Source organism: Actinomycetota bacterium (genome assembly GCA_040755895.1).
In the GTDB taxonomy this organism is placed as follows: domain Bacteria; phylum Actinomycetota; class Aquicultoria; order Subteraquimicrobiales; family Subteraquimicrobiaceae; genus Subteraquimicrobium.
Window position 1 is genome coordinate 5,360 of record JBFMAG010000079.1, and the last position, 11,954, is coordinate 17,313.

General features: G+C 46.4%; 12 protein-coding genes. All 12 read left to right on the forward strand.

Annotation, left to right across the window (positions count from 1 at the left end):
* The first annotated feature begins 88 nt into the window (after window positions 1-88).
* Window positions 89-1,132 (forward strand): glycosyltransferase family 2 protein, encoded by a 1,044-nt coding sequence (locus tag AB1466_03685; GenBank protein ID MEW6189199.1) that lies wholly within the window; start codon window positions 89-91, stop codon window positions 1,130-1,132.
* 10 nt (window positions 1,133-1,142) lie between these two features.
* On the forward strand, window positions 1,143-2,012 hold the full coding sequence (locus AB1466_03690; protein ID MEW6189200.1) for a glycosyltransferase family 2 protein: 870 nt from the start codon (window positions 1,143-1,145) through the stop codon (window positions 2,010-2,012).
* A 217-nt stretch (window positions 2,013-2,229) separates the two neighbouring features.
* The gene (locus AB1466_03695; GenBank protein MEW6189201.1) at window positions 2,230-3,342 is read left to right on the forward strand and encodes an NDP-sugar synthase; all 1,113 of its coding nucleotides are present in this window, start codon (window positions 2,230-2,232) and stop codon (window positions 3,340-3,342) included.
* A gap of 144 nt (window positions 3,343-3,486) precedes the next feature.
* The gene (locus AB1466_03700) at window positions 3,487-3,702 is read left to right on the forward strand and encodes a hypothetical protein (GenBank protein ID MEW6189202.1); all 216 of its coding nucleotides are present in this window, start codon (window positions 3,487-3,489) and stop codon (window positions 3,700-3,702) included.
* A gap of 17 nt (window positions 3,703-3,719) precedes the next feature.
* On the forward strand, window positions 3,720-4,670 hold the full coding sequence (locus AB1466_03705) for a GDP-mannose 4,6-dehydratase (protein MEW6189203.1): 951 nt from the start codon (window positions 3,720-3,722) through the stop codon (window positions 4,668-4,670).
* Between the two features lie 145 nt (window positions 4,671-4,815).
* Window positions 4,816-4,926, forward strand: a complete 111-nt coding sequence (locus AB1466_03710) for a YgiT-type zinc finger protein (protein ID MEW6189204.1) — start codon at window positions 4,816-4,818, stop codon at window positions 4,924-4,926.
* A 2-nt stretch (window positions 4,927-4,928) separates the two neighbouring features.
* Window positions 4,929-6,413 (forward strand): phosphoglucomutase/phosphomannomutase family protein, encoded by a 1,485-nt coding sequence (locus AB1466_03715; GenBank protein MEW6189205.1) that lies wholly within the window; start codon window positions 4,929-4,931, stop codon window positions 6,411-6,413.
* Between the two features lie 150 nt (window positions 6,414-6,563).
* Window positions 6,564-7,664 (forward strand): bifunctional phosphoglucose/phosphomannose isomerase, encoded by a 1,101-nt coding sequence (locus AB1466_03720; GenBank protein MEW6189206.1) that lies wholly within the window; start codon window positions 6,564-6,566, stop codon window positions 7,662-7,664.
* 148 nt (window positions 7,665-7,812) lie between these two features.
* Complete coding sequence (locus tag AB1466_03725) at window positions 7,813-8,646, forward strand: purine-nucleoside phosphorylase (protein MEW6189207.1); 834 nt, start codon at window positions 7,813-7,815, stop codon at window positions 8,644-8,646.
* Window positions 8,647-8,741: 95 nt separating this feature from the next.
* Window positions 8,742-9,998, forward strand: a complete 1,257-nt coding sequence (gene ahcY / locus AB1466_03730; protein ID MEW6189208.1) for an adenosylhomocysteinase — start codon at window positions 8,742-8,744, stop codon at window positions 9,996-9,998.
* Window positions 9,999-10,236: 238 nt separating this feature from the next.
* Window positions 10,237-10,803, forward strand: coding sequence for a class II aldolase/adducin family protein (locus AB1466_03735; GenBank protein MEW6189209.1), 567 nt, complete (start codon window positions 10,237-10,239; stop codon window positions 10,801-10,803).
* Window positions 10,804-11,014: 211 nt separating this feature from the next.
* The coding region (mtnA, locus tag AB1466_03740; GenBank protein ID MEW6189210.1) for an S-methyl-5-thioribose-1-phosphate isomerase at window positions 11,015-11,954 on the forward strand (940 nt) is incomplete at its 3' end.

An 11,954-nucleotide genomic window follows, 5' to 3' on the forward strand; every position in this document is an offset into this window, starting at 1 on the left:
AATGATTTCTGCCTACCATTTTTGGAAAAACACAAATCTTGATAGAATTAAACCATAAACTGTGAACGGGGAACTTTAAAGGAATAAAATGGATTTAGTCTCGGTTGTCATTGTGAATTGGAATGGGAAAAAGTTTGTGAAGGATTGCCTGGATTCCGTGCTGGGTCAGACCTATCCCGCGCTTGAGGTAATCGTCATCGATAATGGCTCAACCGATGGGTCTCAGGAGATTATAAGGAGAAACTATCCCTCTGTGATCCTCATAGAGAACGAGGAAAATAAGGGGTTTTCAAGGGCTATCAACCAAGGTATCGCTGTCTCCAAGGGTCTCTATGTGATACCTTTGAACATAGATGTCGTACTGACCCCTACCTATATAAGCGAGATGGTCAAAGCCGCTTCTTTGGAGGAAAAAATCGGTTCGGTTTCGGGCAAGTTATTGAGGTTCAGCGATGAAGGTCGAACAAAAGTGATAGACTCGGTGGGTCACACCATGTTCGAGAATCGATTGGTTATCGATAGAGGAGATGGAGAAATCGATGAGGGTCAATACGACCAAAGGGAATATATTTTCGGCTCTTGTGCTGCGGCTTCCCTCTACAAGAGGGAAATGCTCGAAGACATTAAAGTAGACCTACCTGCCCGCCAGAGCCTGGGCATGGCAGGTGGGTCTGCCCGCAGGCACGGTGGGGGGTACTTTGATGAAGCCTTCTTTGCTTTTTTGGAGGATGTTGACCTCAATTGGCGGGCACAACTGCTTGGCTGGAAATGCATTTATACACCATCTGCTGTGGCTTATCATTATCGTGGGGGAATTGCCGTCAGGAGAACCAAATTGGTGGAAATCCACAATTACAAAAATAGATATCTTATGATCCTCAAGAACGATTCCCTTGCCAGCATCTTAAAAAATCTCCATCATTTTCTAATCACAGATACCTTAAAGACGGGAGCGCTACTTTTTAGGTGTCCAGCGGCGTTATTGGGTTGGATCGATATTTTAAGGGAATTGCCCAGAACTTTTGCCAAAAGAAGAATTATCCAGAAAAACAGAAAGGTGAGTCAGGCGGAAATAGAGAAATGGTTTCAGAAATTCGATTATAAAGCTTGGATAAGAAGACACTTGTGGTGAATTATTTGTTGTGAAAGTGGAAACTTTGGATTTGAGCATTGCCGTAATCAGTTGGAATACCAAAGATTTACTTAGGGACTGTCTGACCTCGATTTTCGAGAAAGGGTGTCCTTTTGAAGTAATCGTCGTGGACAATAATTCCACCGATGGCAGTGTGGAGATGGTTAAAAAGGAATTCCCCGAAGTCCGGTTGATCCAGAATCCCATCAATATTGGGTACGCCAAAGCATGCAATCAAGCCATTGAGGTGAGTCGAGGAAAATATATATTCCTGCTTAATGGCGATACCCGGGTTTTCCCCAAAGCGTTGGATAAATTGGTGGAATTTATGGAAAACCACGAGGATGTGGGGGTGGTGGGACCCTTGCTCTTAAACCCCAATGGTTCGATCCAGTACTCTTGCAGGAATTTTCCCTCCTTTGGAGAAGCTATGGTGCATGCCTTTTTTGGCGTTATTTTTCCATCCAATCCCATCTCCAGAAAATACAAGATGGCTGATTGGGATCATAAATCCGAGCGAGCTGTGGATTGGGTTTCGGGAGCGGCTATATGTCTTCACAGAAAAGCCTTAGAGGATGTGGGATTTTTTGATGAAGGTTACTTCATGTACGTTGAAGATTTAGATCTATGCTATAGAATGTGGGAAAAGGGTTGGAAGGTTTATTTCACACCGGATGCTAAGGTGGTTCATTATATTGCCGAGAGTAGCAAGAGGCAGAGCATACCAATGACAATCGAGTTTCAAAAGAGCATGTATCGGTTCTACTCAAAGCGGTATGGGGATAGCTGGAAGAGATATCTCAAACCTCTGGTTGCTTTGGGTCTATGCTTGAGAGGATGCCTCCTTGTTTGCATCAATTTTTTGAGACGACGCAAGTAGGGCGGGGTTAGCTGGACCGTGGTGTCGTGAGGTATGGTTGATCTGCGGCGGATGAACCGCCGCGCTACATATTTTGTTGTAGGGGCGGGACTCCGTGCTCGCCCAATAGAGTCGGGGTTGCTGAGCCAGGCGGTGGCAGAGGGGCCTGCCCGTCAAAGCGTAAGCATCAGCAGGCGGTCCCCGACCAAAGCGAATCAGAAATTGGAGGGGATTATAAATGAAAGCTGTAATTTTGGTCGGGGGGCAGGGAACACGCCTAAGACCACTTACCTGCACAACCCCTAAGCCCATGCTCCCCTTGGTTAATATCCCACTCTTAGAGCACGTTATAAGATTACTCAAGCAATACGACATTACCGATATCATCTTGAGCACGAGTTATCGTCCTGAATGTTTTGAATCTTATTTCGGTGATGGTAGCCACCTGAAGGTGAAGCTTACTTACGTTACCGAGGAGAAGCCCTTAGGAACTTGTGGTGCAGTCAAGAATGTGGAGAAATTTTTGGAAGGAACCTTCATCGTTTTCAATGGCGATATCATTTCAAATCTTAATCTTGCTCAACTCATGGAATATCATCATGCGAGGAAAGCGGTGGCTACGTTGGCTTTAACTCCTGTGGAGGATCCGACGGCATATGGTTTAGTGCCTTTGGATACTTCGGGTCGTGTTCTGGATTTCGTGGAGAAGCCAAGCTGGGATGAGGTAACCACGGATCTGATCAATGCCGGAACCTACGTGCTTGAACCGGAAATTTTGAGGTATGCACCGGAGGGTGAGAGTTATTCCTTCGAGCGCGATTTCTTCCCCACCCTGCTGGAGAAGGGCGAGAGAGTTTTTGGATTTCCATCCGGTGCCTATTGGCTGGATATCGGGACTCCTGAAAAGTATCTCCAAGCCCATCATGATATCCTGGACGGTAAACTCGACTTCGAATTCGCTGGGAAGGAGATTAAGCCCCGGGTCTGGATCGGCGAGGGAACGGAAATAGGTCTGGAAGCCACCATATTTGGTCCCACGGTGATTGGAAAGAACTGCCGCATTCACTCCAATGCTACAATCTTTAGCAATACCACGATAGGGAATAATTGCGTGATTCAAACGGGGGCTATGCTTGAGAAATGCGTAATCTTTGATGGTTGCCACATCGATGAGGCTTGCGTTGTTAGGAATAGCCTTCTAGGTAGAGGGCTTCGCCTGGGCAAGAAGGTTCACGTGGCGGAGACCGCCGTTTTAGGGGACAATATGGTTATCGAGGATGAGAACCATCTCAAACGTGGGGTGCGAATCTGGCCCGATACGAAGATTGAAAGGGCTAAAATCAGATTCTAAGGTCAGACCTGACACCTTTATTTACCAGGCATAATAAATCCTTAAATCCAATTTTTACATTCATTTAAATAGTAGAAATTTAAAATAGTAGAAACAGGTCTTAGACCCGTTATTCGGATTGAATTTTGGTTCTTCTCCAAAATAGTGGAATCTGTTGTAGTAGAGATTGATGGTGGACAACATGCCGTTGAGAAGGGAAAAGACAGAGAAAGGGACAGATGGTTACCCTACCCCTCCCACCAAGGGAGAGGGAGACAAAAAAAGATTTCTTCCATCAAGAGAGGGAAACAAAAAGATATGCTCCCACCAAGGGAGGGAAAAAGAGTATTCACTAAAGTGGATAAGAACCTGAAATTTTAAATTGGGGAGGTTGAAAGGTGAAGGTACTCATCACAGGTATAACGGGTTTTGCGGGAAGTCATCTTGCCGAATACTGTCTGGGAAAGGGGGCTGAAGTTTTCGGGACCATTAGGTGGAGAAGCCGAACAGAGAACATCGACCACATTAGGAACAAGATAAGCCTGATTGAGTGCGATCTTCGGGACGCTACTTCCGTCGTTAAAGCTTTAGATGAAAGCAGACCCGATTACATTTTCCACCTCTCAGCCCAAAGTTTCGTGCCCACTTCCTGGCATGCACCCGCTGAGACGCTGGTGACCAATATAATCGGTCAAGTGAATCTCTTCGAAGCTATACGCGAATTGAAGCTCAACCCTCGAATTCAGCTCGCGTGCTCATCTGAGGAGTATGGTCTCGTCTATGAAAATGAGATTCCCATAAAGGAGACCAATCCCTTGAGACCCTTAAGTCCCTACGCGGTGAGCAAGGTAGCCCAGGATTTATTGGGATACCAATATCATCAGAGCTATGACATGCACATCGTGCGGACCCGCGCTTTCAATCACGAGGGACCAAGGCGTGGAGAAGTCTTCGTTACATCGAATTTCGCCAAACAGATTGCGGAGATTGAAAAAGATCTAAAAGAGCCCGTAATTGAAGTGGGAAATCTAGAGGCGAAACGCGATTTCTCGGATGTCCGAGATGTGGTAAGAGCTTATTGGCTGGCGCTGGAGAAATGTGAGCCTGGAGAGGTGTATAATATCGCATCGGGGAAGGCGATTAAGATTGCACATATGCTCAACATGCTGCTCAAATTGAGCGATGTGGATGTGGAGATAAGGCAAGACCCCGCTCGCATGCGTCCCTCGGATGTTCCCATCTTGGCAGGAGATGCCACTAAGTTCAAGAAAGCTACGGGCTGGGAACCGGAAATTCCTTTCGAAAAGACCCTGGAAGATCTGCTGAACTACTGGCGCAAAAGAGTTTAAACTTTTTGACCATGGTGAGACTATAAAATAAGATAAGCGAAAGGACTTTTATGAAGAACTTTGGGTTGATCTAAGAAGGCGAAGGGAATGAAGTGCGCACTTTGTGGTGGACAACTTGAAAAAAAACCGTGGAAGAAGAAATACTATGGGGGAAAATAGAGTTGTGGTCAAAGTTCCAGCAGAGGTGTGCAAAAATTGTCCCGAGCGATATTATGCTGCTAAACCTTCCAAATTTACTCGCCATCGACAACATTAAAGATGATTAGATTTGGCACTGATGGTTGGAGAGGAATCATAGCGGATGATTTCACCTTCGAGAACGTGAGATGGACCACTCAAGCCATATGCGACTACATTAAAATCAGCTTTCAGCCTTCAGCCATCAGCCCTCGTCCCAAATTGATAGTTGGTTATGATACCAGGTTTCTTTCGGATAAGTTTGCCTTGGAAGCCGCTCTTGTTGCCGCGGCAAATGACATCGATGTTTTGCTCACTGTGAGTTTTGCTCCCGCTCCCGTAGTCTCATTTGCCATTGTAGACAAACGGGCGGATGGAGCCATTCTCATCACAGCGAGCCATAATCCTCCTCAGTACAATGGTTTGAAGTTTAAAGCTCCCTATGGTGGTTCCGCCACTCCGGAGATCACTGAGAAAATAGAGCGGTGTTATCAAGAGAATTTAGCTCAGGGCAAGAAACCGCTCAAGGTTTCTTTGGAAGAAGCAACCAGGGGAGATCACTTGCACTTTTTCGATCCCAAGGAAGCATACCTCTCCAACATCCTCACCCTCCTAGATAAAAATCTATTCTCCCAACTCCCAACTCCCAACTCCCAACTCAAAGTGATTGTCGATCCCATGTACGGAGCGGGGCAGGGATATTTAAGTGAAGCTCTTTCCAGGCTTGGCTGTGAGGTGGTGGAAATCCACAAAAGGGTAAATCCCACCTTTGGGGGGATAAATCCCGAACCCATTTCGGAGAATCTTGAGGATCTTCGTCGCGAGGTCGAAAGGAGAGGCTTCGATGTAGGTCTGGCGATGGATGGAGACGCCGATCGAACGGGAGCCATTGATCCCTCAGGAGCATTCATCGACTCTCACCAGATATTTGCACTTCTTCTGGAACATCTGGTTAACCAGCGCAAATGGCGCGGCGAGGTGGTCAAGACCGTTTCCACCACCCAAATGATTGATATCTTATCCCAAAGGTATAATCTGCCCCTACACGTAACTCCCATTGGATTCAAATACATATGCGAGCATATTTTGACCCGCGATGTTTTAATCGGAGGTGAAGAAAGCGGGGGTATTGGGATAAAGAATCACATCCCGGAGAGAGATGGAATCTTAATTGGGTTGCTCCTGGTGGAAATCATGATTACTCATGGGAAGACCCTAAAAGAATTGGTGGATGATTTAATGAAGAGAATAGGTTATTTTTATTATGACCGGGTGGACCTGCCTGTCGGCAGACATGGTGTGGAGACGACACCAACTGTAAAGGAAAGTCTCCTTGGCTTTTTAAAGACTTTCAATCCCAGCGAATTGGCTGGAGTTAAGGTGGTTACCATCGATAATATGGATGGGTACAAGTTTCTCCTCGCCGATAAGAGTTGGCTCATGATCAGACCATCCGGAACGGAGGCGGTCGTTCGCATCTACGCCGAAGCCAGCAGTCCCCAAAGAGTTTCTACCCTCCTTAAAGTGGGACAAGAGATTCTGGACGAGGCTCGCTGTAGATCGTAGCGTCGGGGTTTATCCCCGACAAAACAATAGCGGCGGATGAACCGCCGCTCTACTGAAGGGCGAACACAGAGGTTTGCTCCTACAAAAACTACAGAACCATCAAGGGTAGGGTCGACCCCCGTGTCGACCAAAACAGGAAAGCAATTTCTAATGGAGAGGTGGAGATATTCGGTGAATGGGATGTTCATCGATCTAGACGAGGTTGAAAAGGTAAAGGCAGTAGATGCAGAAGGAATGCTCTTAGGTTTAGAGCATTTCCCGGACCAGTGCGAAGAAGCGGTCAGGTTGGCGGAGGAAACACCCCTCGATTTTAGGGTGCCATCCATAAATTCCATCCTGATTATGGGGATGGGTGGCTCTGGCATAAGTGGAGATATCATCAAAACTATCTTAAGCGATGAGGTCAAAGTTCCGATTTGGGTGAGCAAGGGTTACTCCATTCCCAATTTTGTTGATCAAGGGACATTGTGCTTCGCGGTGAGTTATTCCGGCGATACCGAGGAGACTTTAAGCTGCTTCGATAAAGCTGTTCGGTTGGGCTGTCCCATAATATCCATCGCATCCGGCGGCATGCTGGAGAGTGTAGCTCAAAGGCATGGTATGCCCGTAATCAAAATTCCCGGTGGCATCCAGCCTCGGTCGGCTCTCGGCTATCTCACGTTGCCCATCTTAATAGCCCTGCAGAAGTTTGATATCATAGCGAACAAGGCGGAGGATATTAAGGAGACCATCAAGCTCCTCAAGTCGAAGGCGAAAAAGTTATCCTTAAGTCGATCTTCTGAACAAAATGGAGCTAAGGGCTTAGCCATAAAGCTCTTTGGTAGGATTCCCGTGGTTTATGGTTCCGATGGTCCCACCGCCGTCGCCGCCCTTCGCTGGAAGTGCCAGTTCAATGAGAATGCCAAGATACCGGCCTTTTGGCACGTCTTCCCCGAACTCAACCACAATGAAACTGTGGGATGGGAACTCTTACAGGAGATCACAGAGAATTTCCACCTTATTCTACTTAGGGATGAGGGTGAGCCGGAGAGGATTAAGAGAAGGATTGAGATCACGAGATCGCTCATAGAAGATCACTTCGGCGATGTTGTTGAAGTGTGGACGGAGGGTAAATCCAAACTGGCCAGAACCTTCTCCATTATATACTTCGGGGATTTTGTCGGTGTTTATCTCGCAGTTTTAAATGGGGTGGATCCCACCCCGGTTCACAGGATAACTTTGCTTAAGCGGAAACTAGCTGAATCTTCATGAGTGCACTTAGCCTATTATGGTTTAATCTTTTATATACATAGTCATAATTTTCAGTATATGTGGGTCATAAATCCCCGAACATGACCCAACTATAATCTTTTATGTAGTAAAAGCGGGGCACAGCAACCGGGCACTGGGAGGGAAATTCATGAATCCCGTAGAGCAGTTTAAAAACCAGATCAGAGAAGCAACGAACTTTGTTCGAGAGAGGATGATAATAAAACCCAAGGTCGGCATAGTTTTGGGCTCAGGACTCGGTGGATTGGTTGATGAAATTGCGGATAAAAAAGTTATTCCTTATCGAGATATCCCTCATTTTCCCATCCCAATGACCCCAGGTCACTTAGGGAATTTAGTCTCGGGTAAATTTGAGGGGAAAGGAGTCATCGTCATGCAGGGACGTCCTCATTATTACGAAGGATACACCATGAAAGGAATAACTCTTCCCATCAGGGTGTTTAAAGGATTAGGTGTCGAGATACTCATCCTCAGTAATGCGGCTGGAGGACTTAACCCTGATTTCAATGTCAGGGATTTTATGGTCATCACGGATCACATCAACCTGATGGGAACCAATCCCCTCATCGGGCTAAATGACCCAGAACTCGGACCTCGTTTCCCTGATATGTCCCAGGTTTATGATGAGAGACTTATTGAAATCGCTCAGAAAGTTGCTCGGGAGGAGGGAATCAAGTTATACAAGGGTGTCTATGTTGGGATTTCGGGGCCGAGCTACGAAACTCCCGCGGAAATTAAATTTCTGGCTCAGATAGGAGCGGATGCCGTGGGGATGTCGACGGTGCCCGAAGCAATAGTAGCTAACCATGCGGGTTTAAGGGTTTTGGGAATTTCCTGCATCACCGATGTGGTGTCGGGTAAAAAGAAGGTGACTCACGAAGAGGTTCTGGTTCAGGCTGAGAAAGCCGAGGTAAACTTAAGAAAACTCATTAAAGGCATTGTCCAGAAAGTCGTTGAAGGTTGAAGGTTACAGGTTCAAGGTTAAAGGATTATTTTGGTTCAGGATTAAACCTATAACCTACAACCTTGAACCTAGAACGTAGATAAGGGGGACTTCAAGTGAAATACGATATTAAGGACGTCAATCTTGCGCCCAAGGGCAGGCTTCGCATAGAGTGGGCGGACAACCAAATGCTAGTACTTAGGATCATAAGAGAGCGTTTTCGTAAGGAAAAGCCCCTTCAAGGTGCGAGAATTTCCGCATGCCTCCATGTAACTTCAGAGACGGCTAACTTGGTGAGAACCCTCAAGGAGGGAGGTGCGGATGTTGTCCTTTGCGCCTCGAATCCTTTAAGCACGCAGGATGAAGTCGCTGCCTCTCTGGTTAAAGATTTTAAAATCCCCGTCTTTGCCATCAGGGGTGAAGATAGCAAGACATACTACGACCATATTAACTCCGCTATAGACCATAGACCCATAATCACCATGGACGATGGAGCCGATCTCATCTCAACCCTCCATTCTCAGAGGAGGAATCAGGCTCGAGAAGTCATCGGTGGAACGGAGGAGACCACAACTGGTGTCATAAGGTTGAGGAGTATGGCCAGAGAAGGGGAGCTGCTGTTTCCCATAATCGCCGTCAACGATGCTCAGACCAAATATCTATTCGATAATAGGTATGGAACTGGACAGAGCACCATAGATGGGATTTTGCGAGCTACAAATGTTCTTTTGGCTGGAAAGACCGTGGTGATCGCAGGTTATGGCTGGTGCGGTCGGGGAATCGCTAAACGAGCTCAAGCCATGGGGGCAAAGGTGGTGATTTTGGAGGTAAAACCAATTAGAGCTCTGGAAGCAGTTATGGATGGATATCGGGTTATGACCTCTTTGGAGGCGGCTAAAATCGGAGATATTTTTATCACCTCAACTGGGGATATTCGCGTACTCACAAAGGAGCACTTTGAGGTCATGAAAGACGGAACAGTCCTGGCAAACGCCGGGCATTTCAATGTGGAAATCGATATCCCTGCTTTAGAGGTTTTATCTAAAGGAAAAAGAAAAATTCGAGATTTTGTGGATGAATATACTTTGCAGGATGGGCGGAGGCTTTATCTTCTTGCCGAAGGAAGGCTGGTGAATCTGGCTGCTGCTGAGGGACATCCGGCAAGTGTCATGGATATGAGCTTTGCGAACCAGGCTTTCTCCGTCGAGTTCCTTTTGAGGCATGGTCGGAGTTTGGAAAGAAAAGTCTACCCCGTTCCACGGGAGATAGACGAGGAAATTGCCGGGCTTAAATTATCCTCGATGGGGATTGAAATAGATAAGCTTACCTCCGAGCAAGAAAAGTATCTTAAGTCCTGGGAGATGGGCACCTAATTTTGTTGAAGGTTCGAGGTTCGAGGTTCTAGGTTGAAAGTTTAAGGTTGAGGTGGGATGAAAGAAAGACAAGAAATAGTCCAAGTTATCTCAAAAACTGAATTTACTATCCTCGAAGATTACCTTCGGCTCATTAATTTTTCTGAACGTATCTTAAGTAAACTTAGTGGATTGATCAATTCTCTTAACCCTTGAACCTCTACCTTGAACCTACAACGTAGTTAAATGGGAGGAAAAAATGCAAGGCTATAAAGAAGAGATAATACAAGCTGCAAAAGAGGTCTATGAAAAAGGTTTGGTGATTGGGCGGGTAGGGAATATAAGCTGCCGCGTGGATGAGAGAAAGATTTTAATCAGCTCTACCGGTGCCTGCCTGGGCAAACTATCCGAGAGGGATTTAGTGGTTTTAGATTCCGAGGGAGAAAAGCTGGAAGGGGAGGAGGAACCCTCCACTGAAAAGTGGGTGCACATAGAGATATACAAAGCGCGTCCGGATGTTAATGCCATAGTACATACCCATTCTCCTTATGCCTCAGCCCTTGCCTATTTGAAGAAGAGTTTACGGCCTGTGAATCCCGAAAGTGAGTATATTTTGGGGAAGGTACCGGTTGTTCCTCCCTTCGTCTACGGCACGAGGGAGCTTGCTGAAGCTGTGAGAGACCATTTGAGGGTGGGTAAAGCTGCCCTGCTGGAGATGCATGGTGTCGTGGCTGTGGGTGAGGATTTGAATGAAGCGGTGAACATAGCCGAATTGGTTGAAGAGGTGGCAAAGATAAATTATCTAATCGAAATGCTAGAGAGATAGAGAGTTTGCTGGTTTGCTAATACTATATGGTGACGACATAAATACTGGCAAATTCCAAATACAATTTCTAAACTCTAAACAAATTCAAATGACCGAAGTTAAAAATTCAAAGCAATAAAATCCTCGGTTTGCGTCGTCCTGAGATAGCCCTGAAGGTTTATGTGTAGCCAAAAGGCTACGAGGTTTTTATTAGGGTGAGCGGTGGGCGAAATTGATAAAAGCTATTGAGTGGGTTGATGGAAAGGTAAGGATACTTGATCAAACGAAGCTTCCCCTTAAGGAAGATTATTTGGAATTCACAAATCCTCATCAAGTCGCTGAAGCCATCAAATCCATGAAGATTAGGGGAGCTCCTGCCCTTGGGGTGGCTGCTGCCTTTGGCATCGCTCTTGGGGCTAGAAATTCCACGGCGAAAACCAGCGATCAGTTCATTGATGAGATAGAAAGAGTTTGCGAAGAAATGTCTAAGACTAGACCAACGGCCGCCAATCTCTTTTGGGCCATCCAGAGGATGAAGAGATTGGTTCATAAGAACAAGAATCTTTGCGTCCAGGATCTGAAAAAGGTCCTATATAAGGAAGCAATGGAAATTGCGAGGGAGGATGAAGAGGCAAATCGCCGGTTAGGAGCTCTTGGTGCAGCTCTTATAGAAGATGGGGACAATGTACTCACCCATTGTAATACAGGAGCTCTAGCCACGGGAGGATATGGCACCGCCTTGGGGGTTATTCGAACCGCTTGGGATCAGGGCAAAAAAATTCACGTATATGTGGATGAGACCCGCCCCCTTCTCCAGGGTTCTCGACTGACATGTTGGGAGTTAATGAAGGGAAAAATACCCACCACTTTGATCACCGATAATATGGCGGGTTTCCTCATGAGCATGGGAGAGATTAGCAAGGTAATTGTGGGTGCCGACAGGATTGCCGCTAATGGAGATGTAGCGAACAAAATTGGGACATATACCTTGGCGGTTCTGGCGAAGGAGAATAATATTCCCTTCTATATAGCCGCTCCCACGTCCACCATCGATTTTAATATCCTTTCTTGGAAGCAAATTCCCATTGAGAGGCGAAATCCCAGAGAAGTGACTCATATCTTTGGTCAGCAAATAGCCCCAAGTGGGGTATCCGTAGCCAATCCCGCCTTTG